This is a genomic window from Actinomadura xylanilytica (assembly GCF_030283145.1).
Classification (GTDB): Bacteria; Actinomycetota; Actinomycetes; order Streptosporangiales; family Streptosporangiaceae; genus Spirillospora; species Spirillospora xylanilytica.
Genome location: NZ_JASNWE010000001.1, coordinates 189,063 through 209,534, shown reverse-complemented (window position 1 = coordinate 209,534; position 20,472 = coordinate 189,063). Strand labels below are relative to the sequence as shown.

Below are 20,472 nucleotides of genomic sequence, written 5' to 3'. Positions count from 1 at the left end.
CCTCCGTGATCAGGACATCTCAGCGGCGATCCTTTCGATCAGCGTGCGGGACGCTTCAGCGTCGAGCGCCTTCGCGCACAACCGGTCGAAAAGATCCTCGTAGACGTCTACTTCGGATGGCTGCTCCAAATATAGGCCGCCCGTCCGATATGCGATGTGTGCGACCGTCGGATCCGGCTCGACGAACGACAGCAGGTGGAACCCGCTCTGCATGGCCGGATGCGCGCCGGCGTCGAACGGCAGGACCTGGATCGCCATCGAGTCCTGATCGCAAGCGGCACCCAGCCGTCGCAACTGCTCCCGCATCACTTCGGGCCCTCCGATCTTCTGCCGGAGCGCGCCCTCGCTCACGACCACGTGCATCTGCGGAGCATCCACGGCGCTCAAGAGGTCCTGCCGCTTGGCCCTGACCGCGAGCCGCCGCTCGATCTCCTCTTCGACAGGGACCTCCGGCTCCGCCAGGATCAGCGCTCGGGCATATCCGGGGGACTGGAGCAGGCCGGGAACCAGTTCGGGCTGCCACGAACGGATCTTCGACGCCTCTTCCTCCAGGCCGACGTACACCTCGAACCAGGCCGGGAACGCATCGCCGTACTGCTGCCACCAACCCCGCTTGCGCGCCTGGCGGGCGAGAGCCACCAGCGCCTCGGTCTCCTCTTCACCCAGCTCGTAGAGCTTGCCCATCATCGCCACGTCGGCGGGCTTGGCGGGGGTCTTGCAACTCTCGATCCGGGTGATGGTGACGGCGCCGATACCGACGTAGTCGGCGACCTGTTCGCGGGTCAAGCCGGAGTCGGCCCGCAGTCGCGCCAGCACCCCCGCGAGACGCCTCCGCCGCACCGTCGGGCTCACCCTATTCGCCATGGAACATCCCCTTTCGTCGCCGCCACTGAACAAGTTCTAAAGAACTAGTTCAATCTAGAGCCTTTACTTTGAACCATGACCGGTCCAAAGTCAGCAGTGTAGCGACTCGCCTACGCAGCGTGTCCGAAATCTGCCCGAGGAGGCCCGGTGATGGAACCCCAACTGATCCAACTCCACAATCCCGACCGCCAACGCCTGAACGTCCAACAGCGCAGCCCACATCTCATCCGGTTCGAGTACCTCGGCGCGCTCGCCTTGGCCTTGGGTGCCCGCAGCCACACCTCGCTGCTGCTGCACCCCGGTCGCTCGGAAGCCGTACTGCTGGTCCCCATGATCAAGCGACCGCGGACGCGGATCGCCGTCGGAGCGGCCGAGAGCAACAGACGGTGGCTCTATGCCTGGCACGGAGGGCACTGGCACTCGACCGATGACGTGGTCGGCGCCGCCCTCCGCCTCATCGACATCATCACCCGATGACCGCGCAGCACCTGGGCTCGCGCGTCTTCGCCGCCGACCCCTCCGAAGCCAAAGCCGCACGCCGATGGCTCAACGACCTGATCGGATCCGCCCACCCTGCCCAAACAGACGCGGCGCTGCTGCTCACAGAGGCGCTCAGCAACGCGATCAAGCACACCACCAGCACCAAGATCGAAGTCAGGGCCACCACCGACGGAAGCCACCTGCACATCGACGTCATCGACGAAGGCGCCGCCACCGTCCCCCACGTGCGGAGGCACAGCGATGCCCCCGACAACGAGACAGCCCTTGATGGCCGAGGTCTGCTCCTCATCGAGACACTGGCCACCGACTACGGGTTCCAGCGCCTAACCCCCGGCCCTGGACTGCGCTTCTGGTTCAGCCTCCCCGCAATCTGACTCCGGGCCTGGCGAACAACCACGGCACCGTCCGCACGCCGAGCCCAAGACCGACTCGACCGGGAGCTCCATCTCGCGGCCCCACCCCACCCGATCGCTCCGGGGCTCAACGACATGACGCTCGCGAGTACGTCCGCACCCTTCCCAACCCGTCGCCATCGAGACCATGACGATCAGCATCTGGAAACTGCTGCCTGGCGAGTCAGGGCAGTGATCACACGTCGGGCATCGTGGACCTCCCCCACGTCCACGCCGGCATCCCCCGGTGCTATGCCCGACCGGCCCAGGCCGGGACCGGACGAACGCCGCCTCTCCCCGACGGCGACCCACGGTCCCGGCCTGCACGTCGAGGTCGTTGACGCGCCTTCCGCGCTGTGGGTGCCGGCGGCGAAGAGCCGCCGCCCCGCTTGCCGCCGCCATGCGCGCTGACCGAACGCTGTCACGGCTGACTGCCAGGCACCAATGGCACATCCTCAGCCCGTGGTGGGATGCCGGATGGACCCCGGGGGACGTCCTGTACTCGCTGAACCACAAGCCCCAGCGACGACCCGTGGCTGTACGCATTCTCGCCGGGCGGCCTCCATCACGTCGCAGGATGGGTCCGGGACCGCTCCCCGCATGGCTCGCCGAGGGCCCCCGGTCACCGCACCCAGCCACCAGCATCTCGTCGCCGCCGTCCGCGCCCAGGCCGCCGCCCGCGTCGCCGAGGCCGCAGCCCGCCGAGACGCCGCCGACGCCCAGACCTCCGCCACGGCCCGCGCCGCGATCCAGGCTGTCCACGCCAAGCTCCGCCGCATCGCACCGGCCGCCGCCGCACCACCCCGACCGACCGCGCCCACCGGTGACAGCTGTCGTCGGTCGCCTGAGCGTCAGCGGTTCTGAGCGCGGGATGTCAGTGCATCGGTCGCTTCAGCGTCAGCAGTCGGTCGCGTAAACGTCAGTGGGGACGTCGCGGTGGCTACTCGTCGACGGGGATGTGGAGGACGGCCTGTTCCTTGTCCTGCTGGGTGGGCAGGCTGTAGCGGCGGGTGGTCTCCAGGGACTGGCCGAGGATTTCGGCGACGATGACGATGTCGGTGCCTGCGCGCACCATCGTGGTCCCGGCGGTGTGCCGCAGGGCGTGCGGGGTGAAGGCGGCGTCGACGCCGATGTCCAGGTCGGCGTGGTCGGCGATCGCCACGAGGATGGCGTAGGCGCCGCGCACCGACAGGCGGCCGCCGTGGTGGTTGAGGAACAGCGCGTTGCTGTCGAGGGAGCCGGGCCAGGTCGCGCGGAGGGTTAGCCACTGCTGCAGGACGGTCAGGAGTTTGGGGTGGGCGGGGATCTCGCGGTAGCGGCCGCCCTTGCCGAACCGGACGATCACGGTGCCCTTTTTCGCCGACAGGCGCAGGTCGTCGAGGTCCAGGGCGACGGTCTCGCCGCCGCGGGTTCCGGCGTACATCTCGGTGAAGGCGATCGCGCGGTCGCGGAGTGCGGCGCGTTCGCAGGCGCGCAGGTAGCGGGTGAGGTCCCGGCCGTCCAGGGCGCGCGGTGCGGCGCTCGGCCGGTCTTGGCGCTTGGCGGCGGCGGGCCCGATCCCGGCGCGGCGGAACAGGTCGTCGATCGCGGTCAGGTGGGCGTTCACCGTGGAGGGCTTGCGGTTGGCGACGGTGAGCAGGTGGGTGCGGTAGTCGCGGGCGGCGCCGTCGCGGGCGCCGGCGTCGGTGAACGGGTCGCCGGACAGCTCGGCGGCCGGGAGCCAGGCGAGGAACTGGCGGACGCGGGAGAGGTAGGAGAGCAGATCAAGTAGGCGCGAAAGGGGCAGTGATGGCGTTCGCCCGGGGGAGGGAGCCTGCCCCGGGTGGGCCGGGGCAGGGGGGTGAATCAGCCGACGATGAGCTTGCCGGCCCCATCGGAGACCGGCACCACATCCGGTTTCACCGGGAGCACGTAGTCGCCGCGCAGGATCATCAGCTCGCGGTAGCTGAGGGACGCGGCGCGCACCGCGACGAGCATCTGTCCGGGACCGGGCTGGAGGTCGGGATGATCCTTGATCGACAGACCGGGGATCCCGGCCCCGCTGTTGACGTGGTAACTGCGCATGAGGGGATCCTGTCCTTCAGTTGTCGGTGGCCAGCGGGACTTCGCTGGCGGTCTTGCTGTAGCCGAGAGCCTCGATGATCTGGCCGTCGCGCACGTGCATGAGGTTCACTCCGCTGACCCAGTCCGAGGGACCGGGGCCGTAGCGGTAGTTCCAGCGGAGCGTCGCCCGTTCCCCCGCGACCACGACCTCCTGCGGTTCGAACTGGCTGGTGCGGTCGTCCACGAGCACGCTCCACCAGTCCAGGCAGGCCTGGCGGCCTGTGACGCGTTCCCCGGTGGGGGCCGGCTGGACGGACTCCATCACACAGTCCTCGGCGATCAGGTCCGTGAGAAGGTCGCGGTCGCGGTCGACGAAGGCGCGGTTGAAGCGGTCGATGACCTCGGCGGTGGTACGGAAAGGCACAACCCCTCCAGATGTAGATAGATCGATCGGTCTGCACATGTATATCGACCGGTTGATCTACTAGTCAATCCATGGGAGCCTGGCCTTCATGAGCGTTCGCACACAACCGGGCCCGCGAGAGCGACTACTGGAGGCCGCTCACCAGCTGATCTACAGCCAGGGCGTGAATGTCGGCGTGGACGCGCTACTCAAGGCGGCGAACGTGGCCAGGCGATCGCTGTACGAGCACTTCGGCGGTAAGGACGGCCTGATCGTCGAAGTCCTCAGATCCGCCGCCGGCGACGACGCCGCCGACTACCGGCGCACCATGGACGCCGCCGGCGACAACCCGCGCGAGCGTCTGCTGGCCGTGTTCGACCGGCTCGGCGAGATCACTGCGACGCCCGGGTTCCACGGCTGTCGCTACCTGGCTGCCGACCTCGCCCTGACCGACCCTGACCACCCTGCGCACGAGATCACCCGCGACTACCGGCGGCTCGTTCACGACCTCCTGGAGCGCGAACTGGTCGCGCTTGGGCACCCACGGCCCGAGCGCGGCGCCGACCAGCTCTTGCTCCTCATCGACGGCACCCTCGCCGCCGGGGCGACCCGCCCCGGCACCGACCCAGCGGCCGCCGCGCGGGAACTGGCCGAATGCGTCATCGCCCCGTGACCCGCGCGGCCGGGATGCCTACAGGGGGGTGCCACCGGACGGCAGATGACGCGGGGTCGGCCGGTCTTCTTCTTGCCGGGCAGCATGACGCCGGTGGCCTCGCGGCGCCTGGTGGCGGCGATCCCCTCGGTCTGGCGCTCGGCGCGCAGTTCCACCTCGAACTCGGCGGCTGCGGCCAGGACCGCGAACATGAAGGCCGGCGACCACATCGGGTTCGTCTGCGGCCGCGACGACGCCTTCACCCGCGTCAAGCGGGTGGCCCGCTACGCCAGCTTCGAGGAGATGCTCGACGTCGAAGGAGCGGCCAACGTCAACCCCGACAGCCCCCGCGAACAGCAACTGGCCAACATTCGCCGCATCTACGGCCCCGAGAAGGAAGCCCTCGATGTGCTGGCCGTCGAGATCGAACTCCTCCAGCCCGCCACCGCCTGAGACACCATCGACCTGCCACCACGACGTATGGCCCGCGCATCGCGTCGGGCCATCGTCAGCTCCGGAGCACACCCATCGTGGCCGTGCGGCGCGCTGGGCGGGGCTGTGTGATCGTCCTGGTCAGCGACATGGCTGTCCCTTTCTCTCATACTTGGTCTGCCCTCCCAACAACGGTGAACGTGATCAGTTCGATCCGGCGGGCCAGGTCGGCGACGACGCTGGGGGCCGACTCGACCAGCAGCCTCCTGTCCCGCCACGAGAATCGCGTCGCCCGGCCGATACCGGTGCGACAATCCCTGATTGTCGATTTGGTCAGGGGGTCGGTTTCAGGAGAGGGCTGAAGATGTGCACGCCGATCTCCCACGCTTCTCGCTGGCGCAGGAGTCGGCCGGAGATCTCGGGGTGGTCGTCCACCCAGGCCTGGGCGGCGTCGGTGCTGGTGAAGAAGTTGATGTAGCCGCAGCAGACGTCCGCGGCCACCGACGGCGCGGCCGCCTCACCCGATGGTCCGGCCGAGCAGCAGTCGCCGCAGTCGGCCTGCTGCTGCCCGTAGAAGACCACCGCGTCAGCGGGCTCCCACACCACAGTCTGGCCATCGGCGGGCACGGTCACGGTGATCGGCGTGCCGGTTCCGGGTTCGGTGGTGCGGATCGTGACGTCCTGGCCGACCATGGCGGCGATGCCGAGCGCGTCGATCGCGCACATCGAGAACACCTCGGGGCCGCCGCTGATCTGCACTCGGTGCGCCGTTGGGGTCGGGGAGAACGGGTAGGCCGCGGTGAGCGCGCCCGCGGCGTCCAGGCGCAGGAAGTCGGCGGTGTGCAGCTGTGCCATCACCTCGGCGCCGCTCGTGCCGTACGGGGCGGCGGCCTCGTCGAGGTCGGCCTGCGCAGGTGGCCGGCCGGTCTCGGTGAAGGCTCGCAGCACCCGCTGGTGGACCGCCCGCAGTCCTCCTTCGACGGGGGCGACGCGACCAAGCCCGGACCGGCCGGCCGCCTGCGCGAGCGCCGCGGGGATCGGGGTCTGCGCAGCGTGCCGGAGCGCCTCACCGAGCGCGGCGATCGAGGGGGCGCCGCCGGTCGACCCGGTCTCATCCCGATAGAGGCGGCAGGACACGCTGGTCGGGGTGTTCGGGGCGGCGAACACATCGACCCCGTTGATCAGCAGGGTCGGGGAGCCGCGCATCCCCCAGCGGGCGGCATCCGCCTCGGTCTCGACCACCCGCCGGATGATCGGCGCGTCCGGGCGGCCGTCCAGGGCCTGGGTCAGCCGGTCGACCAGGACGGGCTCGCTCGGGCAGTCCGGCACGGTCAGCACGGTCAGTTCCAGCACGATCGTCTCCTCCGGCGGGCAGCGTTCGGGTGCTTCCTCTGGAAAGATAAAGCTTCCAGTGCACTGGAAGGTCCAGTGTAGGCTTCAAGGATGCGCATCGGAGTGCTCGCCGCCCAGGCCGGGGTGACGGCCAAGACCATCCGGTTCTACGAGGACGCCGGCCTGCTCCCGGAGCCGCCCCGCACCTCCGGTGGCTACCGCCACTACCCCGAGGAAGCCGTTCTGCGGCTGGCGTTCATCCGCGACGCCCAGGCCGCCGGGCTCAGCCTCGCCGAGATCCGCGGCGTCCTGGCGATCCGCGACGGCGGTCAAGCGCCGTGCGCGCATGTCACCGACCTCATTGACCAGCACCTGGCCCAGGTCGAGCAGCGCCTGGTCGAACTCGGCCAAGCCCGGGACGCTCTGCGAGCACTCAAACGCCGGGCTGCCGCCACGGACCCGGCGAACTGCGGAAGCGGTGAGGTATGCACCATCCTCACCGCCCCCGCTGCGAGTACCTGACCTACCGGTACCCCGACAGGTTGCGGAATGCATCGGCAGGGCGCCCCGGGGTCGGCGCTGCTGCGCGGGGTTTTGGTCGGGATCGGCGGGTGCTATCGCAGTTGATCGCGGCGGCGGGTCAGGTAGGCGGTCTCGGCGGTGCGATAAGTCGTTCGTTGAACGCGCTGATGGCAGGCCGCCTGTCCGTGCTGCCGGGATCGCTCTTGTCATCGATCACGGAAACCAGGTACTGCATCTGAAGATCATCTCCTGCGGTGTCAAGACAGCGTGGTTCGGTGGTCAGGGACCTCAAGCCGTTGCATACCGCGGGCGACCGGCCGGCCGGTAGACCTGGATCGTCACGCCCCTGGAGTCGACCCGCGACTCGACCAGGTCGAGCGCAAGATCCGGACCGGTCTCCGGGAACAGTCTCGCGCCCAGGCCAACGATCACCGGGATCACGATCAGAGTCATCTCATCGACCAGATCGTTGGCCAGCAGCCACCGGACCAGGGCGCCGCTCCCGTGCACCTGCAGCTCACCCCCCGGCTTGGCCTTCAGCATGCGTGACTTTGCTTCTGGATCATCGCCGTGGCCCGGTGGTGCCAGGGAGCAAGATGCCCCAGTGCTGAGTGGAGCCGCCTTCTGCCCCAAGGCTGTGGCGTGCGCCTGCCACGACGGTGGGCAACCGTTTGTTGATCTCAGCCGTCATATGCACATGACGACGACGCCTGCCCTCCCATCCCTTGTGCTGCGCGGCAGCAGTGCCACCGCCCGCTTCGGAGACGGACTCGACTACGTGCAGTGGGAACAGGACGGGCGCGTGGCACGAATTCCACTGGACGCCATCGAAGCGGTCCGCAGCCTCGACCGCTCGTTCGAGGTCGTACTGACGACTGCAGAGGCCGACCGCCCTCCTGCCGTGTACGCGGTTCACGATGCCAGCGCCGCTGCCGTGACCGCGTTCTGCGCCGCCCTGGGGGCCCGCCTGCCCGAGAGAGCGGCCGAAGGACCACGCGTCGACGGCGAAGATCTGATCACCGAAGTGCCTGCTGGGCACCCCCGAAGGCCCTCGAAGCGCGATCTCGTTGTCGCCGTGATCGCGGTCTTCGCGGTGATCGATGTGGCAGTGGCGGTGCTCCGTGAGCCGGCATGGGCGATCGCGCTGCCGTTCTTTCAACTCTTCGCGTGCGCGGGGGCATTCATGGCCCTGGCGCTGGGACGAGGCCTGTACGACGCGCTGCGCCTCCCCAAGCACGGAATCACGGTGATGGCCGAACTCGACCACTACACCGACAAAACCAAGGTGTACCGGTATGTGGACCAGGACGGCGGGCTGCACTTCTACCGGGAGCCGACTGGCGGGCAGCAACTGGAGCTCAGTTACGACCCGCGCAACCCCAGCCGCGCCTCCGCCCGCCAGTCCCTGTACGGCCAGGTCATGATGGCGCTGATGGCAGTCGTGGGCCTCGGTATGGCCTGCGGCGGGCTTGGGGTCACCGGGTACCAGCTCTTCATCGCGTTGCGTGCCTGACTCCGTACGCGCGCGTGCCGAGCACTTCTTGAACTGGTACCACCGCTCATGACCGGCACTGCTTGAGGCGCCTGAAGCAGATCAGGCTGCAGGCGAGGGAGACGAAGGCGTCGTGGAGTTCGGTGCGGCGTTCCCAGCGCACCGCGAGCCGCTTGAACTGGTGGAGCAGGGCGAAGGTCTGCTCGACGACGTAGCGGAGCTTGCCGATGCCCTTGATGTTCGGGGATCCCTTGCGTGAGATGACAGGCAGGATGCGTCGGTTCCGCAGTGCGTCGCGGTGGGTGTTGGAGTCGTAGCCCTTGTCACCGAGCAGGGATTCAGGTCGGCGCCGGGGGTGGCCGGGGCGCCCTGTGACGGGCGGGATGCCGTCGACCAGGGCGAGGGTCTGGGTGACGTCGTTGACGTTCGCCGCGGTCGTGATGACCTTCAGTGGGGTGCCGCGTCCGTCGCAGATCAGATGGTGCTTGCTGCCTGTCTTCCGCCGGTCGACCGGCGACAGACCGGTGTCGGCGCCCCCTTTTTCGCGCGGATGTGAGAACCATCCACGCAGGCCCGTGACCAGTCGAGCTTGCCGGCCGCGTTCAGCTCGGCGAGCAGGACCCGGTGCAGCCGGTCGAAAGCCCCTGCTTTCTGCCACCGGTCCAGGCGACGCCAGCACGTCTGTCCAGAGCCGAAGCCCAGCTCCAACGGCAGAAGTTGCCAGGCTATGTCGTTGTAGAGGACGAACAGAATGCCCTGCAGACAGAGCCGGTCCGACACCGGCCGAGGCCCCGGAGACCGCTCCGGCCACGGTGGCAACAACGGCTCGATCAACGCCCACAACTCATCGTCCACAATCCACGGTCGAGTACCCACACCATCACGAACGGCCGAATCGTCACACCGGTAACGCCCAACCAGCCCACATCAACAAGATCGTGTTACGAGCTCTAAGCACTCTAGATGCCAAATTCTCCAACGCGATCACCACGGCTGGCAGCCTCACCCAGACAATCCACAAATAGTGGGCATGTGTCGCATTCGGGAATGTGGTTCAGGTCAGCGCCCCGGGGAGCCGTCCCGGCCGACCGGCCGTTCCGCCACCCTGACGACGCGGCACGAACCCCGGAACCAACGGCTCGACCAGCTCTCACAACTCGTCCGGCACCAACCGGAGCGCAAGATTTGACGACACGGTCCCGGGTTATCCCGCAGTCCACAGACCACCCACGCGAGACACAATCTTTAGGCGCGTGAGTGGAGCCGCTGTTCGAGATGGCGTTCTCTGTTGCGCTGGCGGCGACTGATCGAGACGACGGTTAGGAGTGTGGCGAGGAATGGGGTCAGCGATGCCCAGCCGAAGAGTCCTAGGTAGAGAACCGTTCCCAGCCAAACGATGAACAAGGTGAGAGCGAGGGGGCGCCAGCGGCGCATTCGGTGACGCTGTTGTTGGTGGTGTTCGATGAGGGCCAAAAGGGGGGCGTCGAGTGCCGGGTTGTCGGGTGGTTGTCCGGTGCGCAGAGCCTGTGCCATCGCGATGCGTTGCGCACGATGGTGCGCGCCCGCCACGGCGCGCTCGCGGTGTTCGGTCCAGCTCCTGGTCGTTGTCACCACGACCGCCGTGAACAGTCCGATCGCGACGGTCATCAGCAGCGCGGTGCGCAGTGGTCCGCCTATGGTCAGGACGGTTGCGCCAAGGAGGATCGTGAGACCGGCGCCGGTGATCAGCCCGGCCGGCAAGGGTGCTGCCGTGTGTGCGCGGTCCTGCCAGTTCGCCATGGGGACCAAGATCTCCCAAATGATCGCAGCTCACGCCTGTGTGGCCACACCCGGTCTCGTGCTCGCCCCGAGCATGATGGTGGTTAACGCGTGGAGGAAGAACTCCTGAATCTATTGTTGGCGTTCTTGTGTCCACCAGTATTCGTGCGGCGGAGTGGATTGAATTCGTGGCGGGCGGGGATGGCGAGGCGGAGGTGTTTCGTAGTCTCGGCGCCGGGGCCATTTGATGGCCATGACCAGGGCGATGGGCCAGCCGAGGACGGTGGCGCAGGCGAGAACGTTGAACAGGATGATCAGCATGATCTCGTCCACGCCTCGGACGATGGCGATGAAGGTCGGAAGCACGGCGATGCCGACCAGGGCTCCGACGAGGAGAAGTGGGAAGTACGGGGTTGAAGTGATCGTTTCCATGGGTTGTCTCCTGCCGCTTTAGCGGTTGCGGCGCCGGTTCCGGTCTTGTGACTGGGGCGGTGATTTCCTGGTGGAGGCTTCTTCGAAGGGTTGTTTGGCTGCCATCGCCAGGGCCTGGTCGATGGTGTGCGGGAAGTCTTCGGCTGCCGGACCGGCCTGGGGCGATGGCCTCGGATAGGGGCGGACGGTCGGGCCAGTCGCCTTGGTGATGATGTGGTCGGGGAGGTTGGTGGTGACCTCCAGGACGGTGCGCATCTGGGTTGGGTCGACGTCTCGTCCTTGGATGCGGAGGCGTTCACCGAGCTCGTCGATGATCTTTCGGGCGCGCTGTTCCTGCCGGGCTTCTTCTGGCTCAGTGCGGTCTGGTGTGTGGATGGTGGCGGGCCAGTTGGGTTCGGTTCCTTCCGGCAGTTCTGGGCGGCGGGGTGCCGGGTCGCCGGTCCGTACATTCGGGTTCCGGGTGAAGTAAGTTCCCGCGTTGCTCATGGCGCTGAGCGGGTCTTGGCCGTGTTCTCGGAATCGGTCGTAGTGGCTCATCGCGTGCGGGTGAAGACCGCGGAGCCGTTCTTCGCATTTGGCCACGACCGAGGCCGCCGAGGTGTGGTCGGCGGCATAGGGGACGGCCGCGCCCCAGGCCTGCGCGACGTGAAGGAGGTCCGCGTCGCGGAGCCACTGGCGGTCGTGGGCCGGCGCCCAGCGGGAGCGGGCTTCCTCGAACGCCGCTTTGAGGTCCCGTGTTGCTGCTTGTTCGGCTTCGGCCTCGCGTGTTTCCCTCGCCGCCCTCAACCGGTCCTTGTACTGGGTGCAGGTCTGTTGGACCACTGCCGCCAGCGCCACGATCTGGACCATCCGCTGGCCGCTGTGGGTGAATCCCTCGGCGATGGGGTCAGGATGCTGCTCGGTGGTCATGCCGGTCTCCGGGTCAAAGTGATCTTGTCATCGTCTGCGCTGCTGTTGGGGTTGGTTCGCGCGATGGGGGGTGCGGGTGCCGGCAGGGTCGAGGGTCGGGCCGGCGAGCGGCGGTAAGGGGAAGTCCTCGGCGGCGGTTGTGGGGTCGCTTGCCATGTCGGGGCTGATGGCGGAGGCGAGCGCGGCGGTCACGGTCGTGGTGTCCAGGCCGGTGCGGGTCGCGACGCGGGCGACCTGCCTGGCGATCTGCGGTGCTCGCATCCGAGCTATCAGCGAGGTCGCCGCGCGGACCGCCGCCAACCGATGTTCGGCGAACTCAAGCGTCCCCCCGGACCGCTCGATGCTCGCGTCGACCACCAGGTCCGCAAGCGGAACCATCAAATGTAGCGCTTCGCATACGCCCGCACACCCTTGGTCGTGGAGGATGTCGGCCAGGTCTACGTCACTGGAGAGACACAACACCTCGACCGGTCCGGTGACCTGGGCCAACGTCGTCCAGGCGCGTAGTGTCGCGGTTTCGCCCGCGTGGTCGCCGTCCAGAGCGAGGACGACGCCCGCCGTGTTCAGATCGGTATGACGGGCGAGGGAGTCGAGGTGGGCGGTGGTGATCGCCGTCCCGCACAAGGCGACGGCCACGGGGTTGCCCGGTGCGGCGAGGTCGACCGCGATCGCGTCGAGCGGTCCTTCGACGATGATCGGGCGGGAGCCGCGAGCGAGACGGCCGCGGCCCTCGTACAGCCCGAACAGCAGCTCGCTCTTGCGGAAGACGGACGTCTCCGGGCTGTTGAGGTATTTGGGACCAGGACCCTCGTCGGGTCTCCGGCCGATGAACCCGACGACCGCCCCGTCCGGATTCCTGAGCGGAAACAGGATCCGATCGCGGAAGACGTCGTACGGCTCACCATCTCGGCCTCGCCTGGCCAGTCCCGCCGCGATGACGGTCTCGTCCGAGTGCCCCAGCCCGCGCAGGTGATCTATGAGCGAGTGCCGGTCCTGCGGCGCGTACCCGAGTTGCCAGAGCGCTTGGATATCAACGGTGAAACCTCGCTCTGCAAGATAGGAAGGCGCCCAGCTTCCGGGCAGGTGCTCTTCGTAGAACGCGTGAGCGTCCAGGTGAACCGCTAGCAAGGCATCAACCGAAGGGCTGGTCGAGTCGCTCGAACCGGGGCTGAGCTGGACGACGTTCGGTTCACCGCCTGCTCGGCTGGGCTCGCTGGCCGACGGCAAGGTGTCCAAATGTCGGCGTGTCCGGCCGGCCACGGACAGGACGTCCTCGCAGACCGTCTTGAGTGCAGCCTGCGGATTCGCGCGTGGGTCCGTGCCGGCCCACCCTTGGACGGGCGGGAACGACAGGTGCGAAGTGTCCATCCCTAGGTGGGCCAGGACCAGGTAGGCGATCGAGTCGGCTCGTACGCGCCGCACACCGTGACAGGCGGTCGGTTCCTCGCCGGCCGGGTCCGGCCGGTCGCCGCGTCGGAGGATGTGCGCGAGCTGGTGAGCGAGCAGGGTCGTGGCTTGCTCGTCGTCGAGTTCGGCGGGGATGACGATTCGTCGTTCCGGGCGACCGGTGTACGTCCAGCTCTGGTCACGATCGACGTAGAGCTCAAGGCCCGCGGCAAGGCGGTGAAGTTGCTTCATTACCTGAGCAGGTGTCAGCGAGGCCGCCGGACCTTGAGAGGACCTGCTGGTCTGAGCGATATCGAACACCGGTCGGGGCATCCCACCACGCGAGAGAATCCGCATCCCCGTCTCACCCCGCGCCACCTGGCGGCCCTGCGCTTTCCACTCCTCGTACGAGCGGACGTCGGTGGCGGACGGCCTTTGCGCACCGATCAACAACGTGTTCGCGAACCCGAGGTGCCCGTGCCGATGCGCGCTCGCAAGCCATTGCTCCCAGGGAAGATCCCCAGCGTGCAGGCGGCCGAGCTCGTGTTCGGAGATGCCGTGAAGGATCTCGGCTCGACGCTGCCGCTCTTCGGCCTGGCGTGCTTCCTCGTCCGGTGCGGACGGTGTCGTCATCAGTTGCTCTCCGTGGGTTCCCTACGGAGGGCGCTGTTGATCTCGGCGAGCCGACCGTTGCCGACCGTGAAGCCGAGTTCACGCAGACGCTTGCCGAGACGGTCCCGGCTGAGCCGTACCCCTTCCCGGTCGGCCTCGTCGAGGAGGCTGCGCGCGGCGGCCATCAACTCGTCCTGACGGGCATGGGACGACTCGGCGTTCCGTTCTTCGCTGTCCCTGCTGTCGGCGCGGTCCGGGACGGAGCCTTGGTCGCGGGGCGCGTTGGCCCCGCCGGGTGGCAGGCGCAGGGCGAGGCGCTCGGCGAGGGACGCGCGCCAGCGCCAGCGCCACCGGCCGTGTTCCTCTTGGAGGCGGGAGACGGCCATCAGGTGACGCTGCTCCAGCTCCAGTCCCTGCTGGTAGGACGTCACGTGCCAGAGGACCATGCGGCGCCAGAGCGACAGGCTGGAGAGCGGCGCGAGGATCCAGCGCATCCGCGGGACACGTTCGACCCGGTCGCCGGCCGCGAGCCCAGCCCACCAACGGATCAGATGCCGGACGCCTTCGACGACGGTGACGAACAGGACGGGCATGGCCGCGTGCATCACGCTGCCCGCTAGGTCGCCCTGTGCGGCGGCGACGTTGACCATCACGGTGCCGGCGATGTACGCCCAGGCCACCCACCGCAGTACCGGCCATGGCAGGCCGAGGTACTCCATCAGCAGGTCCCAGGTGAGCAGCACGAGAATCCCCAGGTCCATACCGACTGGGACGATCCACGCCAGATCGCCGAAGTAGGGGCCGGCCATGCCCCGCACCGTCGCGAACGACCCGAGCCCGCCCAGCACCGCCAACCCCACGACCAGCGGAGCGACCGTCCCCGCAACCACTCCCACTGTCCGAGCCGAGCCCGTGACCGCCGTTCCGACGAGAGCCGTTTCAAGCCCACCGGGCGCACCGGACCCGGCAGCGGGGGAGTGCAGGCGATGAGGCCAGCTCATCGCTGACGCCGCTCAGCCATCCACACCAGCAACCGGGCGACCACGCGGGCATCCTCAGCCGGACCGAGCAGGCGGCCGTGAGCCGTCACGAAGGCGAACGCGTCATCGGCGCCCGCGCACAGAACCGTCTCCGACCACCCCGAGTGGCGTATCCGCAACCGCAATCGTCCCTGACGTGCTCTGCGCACCCGGACCGCGACCCCGAGCCGCACCAGCTCGAACCGCAACCGCAGCAGGTGCGCTCGACGTACGACCAGGTCATCCTGTGCAGTCGTGACCAACTTCCCCATCGTTCCCCCGATGCCGTCAGCTCTGAGTGCATCAACTAAAGGCTATGAGTAGATGATGCATCACGTTTGGGCTGTGATCAATTAAAGTCAACGCACGGCGTGTCGAGATTCTTCAGGGAGTGTCGAAGTGAGGCGGATACTGGCCTGGGAAGTCATGGCTGCGCTCTGTGTGCCCGGTCGTATATCCGAGATACCGGCCGGGGCTCCCGAGTACATTGACCGCGACCGAGCCCCGCGTGAGGTTCCTAGTGGAAGCGCCGTTACGAGAGAGGACCCACGCCATGGATCAGAACCACATCGATCCTTCCGAGGTGGACTTCGTCGGTGGAGACCCTGACTCCGACAAGGCGGAGTGCCCTGCCGTGTGGCGAACTCCCGGCGGCCTCTACGTCCGAGGAAAGGCGGTGGCCGATCCGGGCACGACCCAGCGTCTCAGCGAGGACGTGGGCAAGGGCGAGGACGAGACCGACGTATGGGTGCCTGACCGGCTGTTCCCCGCGATCCGCGAGGCGATCGACGATGAGTACGAGCAAGGCCGGGAGGGCGCCGGCCCCCATGACTTCGCCGCTCTGGCCGCCGCCGCTGAGCGGTCGGTGATCCGCTTCGAATGCAGGGACGCCTACGACGTCACCGAGGCCGCCCGTTTCGAGGAGTGGCGCGAGTCCGGGGACATCGCCGTCGTCGATCACGATCTCGAAGAGTTCGGGGACATCGTTCGTGAGGCCACCCGCCGCGGGGTTCGCTGGCGGCGTGTCCGCATCATCTCCCGGCCGATGTCGGAGTACATGAAGTGGGAGCACGCGGTCACTCACGCGAATATCGCGGTGGGCGAGGACATCCGATGGCTGTGGCGCGACCAGGCCGCAGACCTGCTGGTGCCCGCCGCTGACTGCTGGGTGTTCGACGACCGTGTCATCCGATGGAACTTCCAGCGTGGCGACGACTCCAACCCGCGCGTCTACTCCTTCAACTCCGACCCGCGCGTCGCCCGCGATATCGCCGGGTCCTTCGAGACGGCGTGGAACCGGGCGACTCCACACGCCGAGTTCAAGCCCGAGTAGGTCAGCCGTCGAGGGCGGCCAGGGCCGATCGGATCAACGCCCTGGCCTCCTTGCCGATGACGGCGAGGCCGAACAGGTCGTCCCACGCCCGCCGGTACAGCGCGACGTCCTCGGGATGAGTGAGAGTCAACAGCCCTGACAGCAACTCCACCTGAGCCTCGACGGAGCCATTGGGGAAGGTGTCGATCTCGAACGACTCCCGCGCTCGGATTCCCCGCCGGCCGGAGTTCATCGGGATGATCGCCACGGCATACACCGACGGCAACCGCATCGCCCCCATCAGGTACTCCAACTGCGCGCGGTGTACAGCAGGAGCGCAGTACAGGTACCGCAGCACCGTCTCCTCCAACAGGAACCAGAACCGGACGCCGGGCCGGTGCAGGTTCCGCTGCCGATCCATGCGGGTGGCGACCGCGTCGGCAACATCGTCCAGCTCCAGCCTGCGGTCTCGGCGTACCCCGCGCAGCATCTCGGTCATGTAGTCCTTGGTCTGCAACAGACCCGGAAGCACCTTGGTCTGGTAGCTGAACTCGGCGTCGATACGCGAGTACAGGTCGCCGACCGTGGCCTTCTGCCGCGCGTCGAGGCCGAGGTCATGATGCTCGCGCAGCGAGACCCACATGCGCGCGACGCTGGCCTGTTCAGCCAGGAGCTCGGCCATCCGATGGTCGGGAACCTCGCAGACCCGGCACCACAAGCGGACGGTCTCGACGGTGATGGGGCGTTGCCCCCGCTCAGTGCGGCTGACGAGCGAGGAATCACGCCACCCAGCTCGGCGCGCGAAGTCCACCCCGCTGATCCGCTCGGCAGCACGCATCTCACGGAGCTGCTCGCCCAGGCGCTCGCGGGCTGCCTGCGCTGAAGAGGACGGTGAAGACGGCATCGTGTGATCGATCCTGACGTATCGGCCATGTAGCGCTGCGGACCTTTGACGGTCTTTGACCGCGGCTGCGAGCAGGCGGAGTCAAAGACAGTCAAACCTGTAGCCCGCCCGGCCCACTCGGCGTCAGTGTCAGGTGACACAGACGTTCGCTCCGCCTTCAGGTGGCGGCAGGACGCCCCGGGTTGCGATGTGGGAGCCACCGATGACCGCAGCAGCGCAAGAGACTCAAGAGTTCCTGATGGAGCGCGAGTTTCTGTCGACGCCCGCGGCGGCCGGCATCGCGCGCCACGCCGCCGCCCGCGCCCTCATCACCTGGGGCCTCAGCGAGGAGCAGGCCGGCAACTTCCTCCTGGTGATCTCGGAGTTGGTCACCAACGCGATCAACGCCCGGAAGCACCGCGCCTTCAAGGTCCGGATCTGCGAGGAAGTCATCGGCACCCTGACGATCGAGGTCTGGGATCCAGCTCCTGAGCCGCCGCGCCGCAGGCCACTGGACCTGCAAGCAGAGGACGGACGCGGATTGCTCATCGTGGATGAGCTGGCGGCCCACTACGGCTGGCGGCCGGCAGGCACGGGCAAGTGGGTGTTCGCGGTGCTGGAGGTGCCTCATGCCTGAACAGTGTGCCCACATCAACGACCCACCCCCGATACCCGTCCATGCCGCGCTGGACGTCGCGCACGGCGCCTACGAGCAGGCGATGGCGCAGCAGGGCCTATTGCCCGACGCCATCAAGGTCATCCGCGCCATGGCCGAGCTCAACATCGAAGAACTCAACGAGGAGGAGTAGGTCCCCACGGAATCCACCGGGCGGCGGCCGGCTACACCTCGCCGGTCCCTACACCCCGCCGCCGCCCGGAGGCCACCACACCTTGGAGTGCCCTGATGACGACGCTTGGAATGCCTCCCATCCCCGCACGCAACACCGCCGAGCACACCGGCCCCATCCGCTTCACCGACGGCCACCACTTCACGCTCTCCCCGGACGCCGACCTCGCCGCTCTCGTCGACCAGGCCACCGCGCCGATGTCGGTCATCCTCCAGATCACCAAGCGATGCGACTTCGACTGCAACTTCTGCTCCGAGACGATGCAGATGCGCGACCCGACGCTGGCCGACCTAGAGAGCGCCGCGAGCAATCTCGCCGGCGTCCAGCGCGTGTTCCTGTCCGGCGGCGAACCGCTCCTTCGCCGCGACCTGACCGACATCGTCGAGATCTTCACCGACGGCTTCATCATCGGCCTGCCGACCAACGCGACCCGCGGCGTGGACGTCGCGCCCAAGCTCGCCGGGAAGATCGCCTTCGCCAACATCGGCTTCGACGGACCGCGCTCGACCTTCCAGCGCGTCCGCGGCGACTACGACAAGGTCATGACCGGCGTCAACGCCTTCCGTGAGGCAGGCATCCCGATCTCCTTCTCCACGGTGGCGCTGCGCTCCGTCCTTCACGGCCTGCCTTACCTGCTGCAGATCGCCGACGTCCTGGACGTGGGCAAGCTCAAGCTGATCCTCCCCCTGCGCAAGGGCAACGCCCTCGACTTGCCCGAGAACGAGTTCATCACCGTGGAAGAGGCCCGCGACCACTTCGCCCGGCTCATGGAACTGCGCACCACCCACGCATGGACCCCCGCGGTGCGGATGACGCCCTGGACCGCCGAGACCGAGGGGCACATGCTCGTCATCGAGCCCAACGGCGTCACCCGCGCCTGGCCCGTCTACAACCAGCCGGACCTGTGGATGCCGCTGGGCAACGTGTTCCACGAACCGATCACCGACATCTGGCAGCGGTACCCCTACAAGGAGAACCACGTCCGCAAGTACCTCGGTGACAGCATCATGACCTGCGCGAGGGGCGACCGATGATCGAGCCCGCGGACGTGCCGAACGGCGGGTTCACCAACATGTGCTGGCCCGAGGACCCCTACGGGTCCGGGCAGACGTCGCGCACGAAGCGGCGCTTGCTGACGTCAACGGCGACCTGCAGCGCCCGCGACAGCGACGGCCGCTCCGTTCCCGTCTCCTATGCCGTCGTGTACCTGCGGCTGCACCGCAGCAAGGCCGAGAACGCCAGCAATCGCATGAAGCTCGGATTCCGCGCGCTGGCCGCGCTCACCCCTGACGAGACCGCCGAGCTGGTGCGCCTCGCGGACCTGGACCTGTTGCGCGCTCGGCGGCTCGCGCAGTTCTTGATCGGTTACGGACTCCTGCCCGACCTGGACGTGCTCCGGGCGGCGAGCACCGCCGTGCGTCCGGACGCGCCGCGGGGCGACAACGAGTTCGGGCGGGGCGTCCACGCCCTCATCGCCGAGTGGCCGCACCGCAGCGGTCGCCTGCGCGGTGAAACCACCTTCGTTGACGCCGCCCACGACCTTCCCGGCGACGGCCTCAGCAGCACAGACACTGAACACCTTCAGCGACAGGCCAAGGCCGCGGGGCTGACGCTCGGGTACTTCTCGCGGACCATCAAGCCGCATCTCACCCTGGACACGCTCACCGGACAGTGCGGCCACCGGCGTGTGACGCTGGAATGGCTCGCCGTGTGCGCGGTCGAACGTGCCCTCGCCTCCGCACTGATCGCCGCGCGGCACCTGGGGCTGTACGAGTGGCCGCAGGACCTCGATGTCGGAGTGGTGCTTGAGACCAACGCGGGAGACTGCTTCCCCACTCAGCGGTTTCACTCGATGGCGTCCCCATGAACGAAGAACCGGTGTTCCTCCCGATGAAGCCCCGCTCCTCCAACAAGGTGCCCTGACGTGATCACCTACCGCACGCCCGCTACCGTCCAGCGAGACGGTCACCTACTGGCCGCCTCGCTGGACGTGGAGTGGACCAAGAACTACCGAATCCCGGATGGCAACGTTCCGTTCTGCTGGTCGATCACTTGGCTGCACCTGCCGAAGACGCCCAGCCCACCGCCGGAGGAGTTCGCGTTCACCAGCTTCTACGTATCCGGTCCCGGGCAGACACAGGAGCTGATCCACTCGGCGGACCAGGCGATCACGACGATGCTGGAGAAGGCCGACCTCATCATCGGGCACCAGGTCTCCAGCGATCTAGCGATTCTGCGCAACGCCAGCGAGCGGCCACTCGCGTCGGTCCAGGCACTACGGGAGCGCTGGCACGACCGCAAGAACACCCCCGCCCTGGCGAAACGAACGGTGGTGGACTCCCGCTACGACGTCGGCAATGTGCTGGCCGGGACCAGCCGCCGCTTGGTGGACGTCTGCGGCGAACTGGCCCTCGACGTCACCCAGCCCGAGTTGGCCCGGCAGTCCATGACCGCCCTGCACCGCGACGGATGGCTCGGCGACCAGGACCCCGAAGCGCGCGAACGCATCACCGTGCTGAATCTGCGTCACGGACTATCGGCCGCCTACGTCGCCGCACGCGCAACCGGTCGTCTGCACTGGACCGGCACTGTCAATGTCAACCGCATCCTGCACGACCAGCTCACCGGCCACGGCATCGACTGGCCGAAGTCCCCCACCTTCCAAGCGCTCCTGTGAGCC

27 protein-coding genes are annotated in these 20,472 nt (G+C 67.8%); 13 read left to right on the top strand and 14 right to left on the bottom strand.

Going from position 1 to position 20,472, the window contains the following annotated elements; genetic code table 11:
* Window positions 1-9 precede the first annotated feature (9 nt).
* Window positions 10-816, bottom strand: a complete 807-nt coding sequence (locus QP090_RS00990) for a helix-turn-helix domain-containing protein (protein WP_285936500.1) — start codon at window positions 814-816, stop codon at window positions 10-12.
* 198 nt (window positions 817-1,014) lie between these two features.
* Here QP090_RS00990 and QP090_RS00985 point away from each other — a divergent pair, with 198 nt between their 5' ends.
* Window positions 1,015-1,341 carry a hypothetical protein gene (locus tag QP090_RS00985; RefSeq protein WP_285936499.1) on the top strand — a complete coding sequence of 109 codons (327 nt, stop codon included), beginning with the start codon at window positions 1,015-1,017 and terminating at the stop codon, window positions 1,339-1,341.
* Entirely contained in the window at window positions 1,338-1,739 is a 402-nt protein-coding gene (locus QP090_RS00980; protein WP_285936498.1) for an ATP-binding protein, read from the top strand. The genes QP090_RS00985 and QP090_RS00980 overlap by 4 nt, the downstream gene beginning before the upstream one ends.
* Before the next feature lie 958 nt (window positions 1,740-2,697).
* Here QP090_RS00980 and QP090_RS00975 read toward each other — a convergent pair.
* Window positions 2,698-3,363 carry a tyrosine-type recombinase/integrase gene (locus QP090_RS00975; RefSeq protein WP_285936497.1) on the bottom strand — a complete coding sequence of 222 codons (666 nt, stop codon included), beginning with the start codon at window positions 3,361-3,363 and terminating at the stop codon, window positions 2,698-2,700.
* A 33-nt stretch (window positions 3,364-3,396) separates the two neighbouring features.
* Between QP090_RS00975 and QP090_RS00970 the strand changes: the two genes are divergently transcribed.
* Window positions 3,397-3,528, top strand: a complete 132-nt coding sequence (locus QP090_RS00970; protein WP_285936496.1) for a hypothetical protein — start codon at window positions 3,397-3,399, stop codon at window positions 3,526-3,528.
* A 74-nt stretch (window positions 3,529-3,602) separates the two neighbouring features.
* Here QP090_RS00970 and QP090_RS00965 read toward each other — a convergent pair whose 3' ends face one another.
* Both QP090_RS00965 and QP090_RS00960 read right to left on the bottom strand, forming a co-directional pair.
* Window positions 3,603-3,821, bottom strand: a complete 219-nt coding sequence (locus QP090_RS00965) for a hypothetical protein (RefSeq protein ID WP_285936495.1) — start codon at window positions 3,819-3,821, stop codon at window positions 3,603-3,605.
* A 16-nt stretch (window positions 3,822-3,837) separates the two neighbouring features.
* Window positions 3,838-4,224 (bottom strand): nuclear transport factor 2 family protein, encoded by a 387-nt coding sequence (locus QP090_RS00960; protein ID WP_285936494.1) that lies wholly within the window; start codon window positions 4,222-4,224, stop codon window positions 3,838-3,840.
* Between the two features lie 88 nt (window positions 4,225-4,312).
* Here QP090_RS00960 and QP090_RS00955 point away from each other — a divergent pair, with 88 nt between their 5' ends.
* Together QP090_RS00955 and QP090_RS00950 are read left to right on the top strand one after the other, a co-directional pair.
* A complete protein-coding gene (locus tag QP090_RS00955; RefSeq protein WP_285936493.1) occupies window positions 4,313-4,876 on the top strand; it encodes a TetR/AcrR family transcriptional regulator in 564 nt (187 codons plus the stop codon).
* 93 nt (window positions 4,877-4,969) lie between these two features.
* Window positions 4,970-5,308 (top strand): ASCH domain-containing protein, encoded by a 339-nt coding sequence (locus tag QP090_RS00950; protein ID WP_285936492.1) that lies wholly within the window; start codon window positions 4,970-4,972, stop codon window positions 5,306-5,308.
* Between the two features lie 312 nt (window positions 5,309-5,620).
* Here QP090_RS00950 and QP090_RS00945 read toward each other — a convergent pair whose 3' ends face one another.
* On the bottom strand, window positions 5,621-6,640 hold the full coding sequence (locus QP090_RS00945; protein ID WP_285936491.1) for an organomercurial lyase: 1,020 nt from the start codon (window positions 6,638-6,640) through the stop codon (window positions 5,621-5,623).
* Window positions 6,641-6,730: 90 nt separating this feature from the next.
* Here QP090_RS00945 and QP090_RS00940 point away from each other — a divergent pair, with 90 nt between their 5' ends.
* Complete coding sequence (locus tag QP090_RS00940; protein ID WP_285936490.1) at window positions 6,731-7,141, top strand: heavy metal-responsive transcriptional regulator; 411 nt, start codon at window positions 6,731-6,733, stop codon at window positions 7,139-7,141.
* A gap of 288 nt (window positions 7,142-7,429) precedes the next feature.
* On the opposite strand, the gene QP090_RS00935 is transcribed toward QP090_RS00940, so the two are convergent.
* Window positions 7,430-7,684: a dihydrofolate reductase family protein gene (locus tag QP090_RS00935; protein ID WP_349666464.1), complete on the bottom strand. Its 255-nt coding sequence runs from the start codon at window positions 7,682-7,684 to the stop codon at window positions 7,430-7,432.
* Window positions 7,685-7,838: 154 nt separating this feature from the next.
* Between QP090_RS00935 and QP090_RS00930 the strand changes: the two genes are divergently transcribed.
* Window positions 7,839-8,654, top strand: coding sequence for a DUF3592 domain-containing protein (locus tag QP090_RS00930; protein WP_285936488.1), 816 nt, complete (start codon window positions 7,839-7,841; stop codon window positions 8,652-8,654).
* A gap of 46 nt (window positions 8,655-8,700) precedes the next feature.
* Here the strand turns inward: QP090_RS00930 and QP090_RS00925 are convergent.
* The 7 genes from QP090_RS00925 to QP090_RS00895 all read right to left on the bottom strand — a co-directional run bounded on the left by QP090_RS00925 (window position 8,701) and on the right by QP090_RS00895 (window position 15,021).
* A protein-coding gene (locus QP090_RS00925; RefSeq protein ID WP_432763023.1) for an IS5 family transposase occupies window positions 8,701-9,491 on the bottom strand; the annotation gives its coding sequence in 2 pieces (ribosomal slippage) (window positions 8,701-9,176 and window positions 9,176-9,491; 792 coding nt in all).
* Between the two features lie 387 nt (window positions 9,492-9,878).
* Window positions 9,879-10,412 carry a hypothetical protein gene (locus tag QP090_RS00920; RefSeq protein ID WP_285936486.1) on the bottom strand — a complete coding sequence of 178 codons (534 nt, stop codon included), beginning with the start codon at window positions 10,410-10,412 and terminating at the stop codon, window positions 9,879-9,881.
* Window positions 10,413-10,523: 111 nt separating this feature from the next.
* Window positions 10,524-10,823, bottom strand: a complete 300-nt coding sequence (locus QP090_RS00915; RefSeq protein WP_285936485.1) for a superinfection immunity protein — start codon at window positions 10,821-10,823, stop codon at window positions 10,524-10,526.
* Window positions 10,824-10,841: 18 nt separating this feature from the next.
* Window positions 10,842-11,732: a hypothetical protein gene (locus QP090_RS00910; RefSeq protein WP_285936484.1), complete on the bottom strand. Its 891-nt coding sequence runs from the start codon at window positions 11,730-11,732 to the stop codon at window positions 10,842-10,844.
* 27 nt (window positions 11,733-11,759) lie between these two features.
* Window positions 11,760-13,751 carry a toprim domain-containing protein gene (locus QP090_RS00905; RefSeq protein WP_285936483.1) on the bottom strand — a complete coding sequence of 664 codons (1,992 nt, stop codon included), beginning with the start codon at window positions 13,749-13,751 and terminating at the stop codon, window positions 11,760-11,762.
* Window positions 13,751-14,626, bottom strand: a complete 876-nt coding sequence (locus tag QP090_RS00900; RefSeq protein ID WP_285936482.1) for a DUF2637 domain-containing protein — start codon at window positions 14,624-14,626, stop codon at window positions 13,751-13,753. The genes QP090_RS00905 and QP090_RS00900 overlap by 1 nt, the downstream gene beginning before the upstream one ends.
* Window positions 14,627-14,727: 101 nt before the next feature.
* Entirely contained in the window at window positions 14,728-15,021 is a 294-nt protein-coding gene (locus tag QP090_RS00895) for a hypothetical protein (RefSeq protein WP_285936481.1), read from the bottom strand.
* A gap of 215 nt (window positions 15,022-15,236) precedes the next feature.
* On the opposite strand from QP090_RS00895, the gene QP090_RS00890 reads away from it, so the two are divergent.
* A complete protein-coding gene (locus QP090_RS00890; RefSeq protein ID WP_285936480.1) occupies window positions 15,237-16,082 on the top strand; it encodes a DUF6879 family protein in 846 nt (281 codons plus the stop codon).
* Window position 16,083: 1 nt separating this feature from the next.
* Here the strand turns inward: QP090_RS00890 and QP090_RS00885 are convergent, their stop codons facing one another.
* A complete protein-coding gene (locus tag QP090_RS00885; RefSeq protein WP_285936479.1) occupies window positions 16,084-16,965 on the bottom strand; it encodes a helix-turn-helix domain-containing protein in 882 nt (293 codons plus the stop codon).
* A gap of 202 nt (window positions 16,966-17,167) precedes the next feature.
* On the opposite strand from QP090_RS00885, the gene QP090_RS00880 reads away from it, so the two are divergent.
* The 5 genes from QP090_RS00880 (at window position 17,168) to QP090_RS00860 (ending at window position 20,469) form a co-directional block, all read left to right on the top strand.
* Complete coding sequence (locus QP090_RS00880; protein ID WP_285936478.1) at window positions 17,168-17,581, top strand: ATP-binding protein; 414 nt, start codon at window positions 17,168-17,170, stop codon at window positions 17,579-17,581.
* Window positions 17,574-17,753: a hypothetical protein gene (locus tag QP090_RS00875; RefSeq protein WP_285936477.1), complete on the top strand. Its 180-nt coding sequence runs from the start codon at window positions 17,574-17,576 to the stop codon at window positions 17,751-17,753. Before QP090_RS00880 ends, QP090_RS00875 begins: the two co-directional genes overlap by 8 nt.
* 95 nt (window positions 17,754-17,848) lie before the next feature.
* Window positions 17,849-18,826, top strand: a complete 978-nt coding sequence (locus QP090_RS00870; protein ID WP_285936476.1) for a radical SAM protein — start codon at window positions 17,849-17,851, stop codon at window positions 18,824-18,826.
* On the top strand, window positions 18,823-19,659 hold the full coding sequence (locus QP090_RS00865) for a hypothetical protein (RefSeq protein ID WP_285936475.1): 837 nt from the start codon (window positions 18,823-18,825) through the stop codon (window positions 19,657-19,659). Before QP090_RS00870 ends, QP090_RS00865 begins: the two co-directional genes overlap by 4 nt.
* Window positions 19,660-19,716: 57 nt before the next feature.
* On the top strand, window positions 19,717-20,469 hold the full coding sequence (locus tag QP090_RS00860) for a hypothetical protein (RefSeq protein WP_285936474.1): 753 nt from the start codon (window positions 19,717-19,719) through the stop codon (window positions 20,467-20,469).
* Window positions 20,470-20,472: the final 3 nt, after the last annotated feature.

What these genes read in the sequence shown, in the direction of transcription:
- QP090_RS00985 (WP_285936499.1), top strand. Translation starts at nt 1,015, where the DNA reads ATGGAACCCCAACTGATCCAACTCCACAATCCCGACCGCCAACGCCTG.
- QP090_RS00980 (WP_285936498.1), top strand. Translation starts at nt 1,338, where the DNA reads ATGACCGCGCAGCACCTGGGCTCGCGCGTCTTCGCCGCCGACCCCTCC.
- QP090_RS00965 (WP_285936495.1), bottom strand. Translation starts at nt 3,821, where the DNA reads ATGCGCAGTTACCACGTCAACAGCGGGGCCGGGATCCCCGGTCTGTCG.
- QP090_RS00955 (WP_285936493.1), top strand. Translation starts at nt 4,313, where the DNA reads ATGAGCGTTCGCACACAACCGGGCCCGCGAGAGCGACTACTGGAGGCC.
- QP090_RS00940 (WP_285936490.1), top strand. Translation starts at nt 6,731, where the DNA reads ATGCGCATCGGAGTGCTCGCCGCCCAGGCCGGGGTGACGGCCAAGACC.
- QP090_RS00935 (WP_349666464.1), bottom strand. Translation starts at nt 7,684, where the DNA reads ATGCTGAAGGCCAAGCCGGGGGGTGAGCTGCAGGTGCACGGGAGCGGC.
- QP090_RS00930 (WP_285936488.1), top strand. Translation starts at nt 7,839, where the DNA reads ATGACGACGACGCCTGCCCTCCCATCCCTTGTGCTGCGCGGCAGCAGT.
- QP090_RS00920 (WP_285936486.1), bottom strand. Translation starts at nt 10,412, where the DNA reads ATGGCGAACTGGCAGGACCGCGCACACACGGCAGCACCCTTGCCGGCC.
- QP090_RS00915 (WP_285936485.1), bottom strand. Translation starts at nt 10,823, where the DNA reads ATGGAAACGATCACTTCAACCCCGTACTTCCCACTTCTCCTCGTCGGA.
- QP090_RS00910 (WP_285936484.1), bottom strand. Translation starts at nt 11,732, where the DNA reads ATGACCACCGAGCAGCATCCTGACCCCATCGCCGAGGGATTCACCCAC.
- QP090_RS00905 (WP_285936483.1), bottom strand. Translation starts at nt 13,751, where the DNA reads ATGACGACACCGTCCGCACCGGACGAGGAAGCACGCCAGGCCGAAGAG.
- QP090_RS00895 (WP_285936481.1), bottom strand. Translation starts at nt 15,021, where the DNA reads ATGGGGAAGTTGGTCACGACTGCACAGGATGACCTGGTCGTACGTCGA.
- QP090_RS00885 (WP_285936479.1), bottom strand. Translation starts at nt 16,965, where the DNA reads ATGCCGTCTTCACCGTCCTCTTCAGCGCAGGCAGCCCGCGAGCGCCTG.
- QP090_RS00880 (WP_285936478.1), top strand. Translation starts at nt 17,168, where the DNA reads ATGACCGCAGCAGCGCAAGAGACTCAAGAGTTCCTGATGGAGCGCGAG.
- QP090_RS00875 (WP_285936477.1), top strand. Translation starts at nt 17,574, where the DNA reads ATGCCTGAACAGTGTGCCCACATCAACGACCCACCCCCGATACCCGTC.
- QP090_RS00870 (WP_285936476.1), top strand. Translation starts at nt 17,849, where the DNA reads ATGACGACGCTTGGAATGCCTCCCATCCCCGCACGCAACACCGCCGAG.
- QP090_RS00865 (WP_285936475.1), top strand. Translation starts at nt 18,823, where the DNA reads ATGATCGAGCCCGCGGACGTGCCGAACGGCGGGTTCACCAACATGTGC.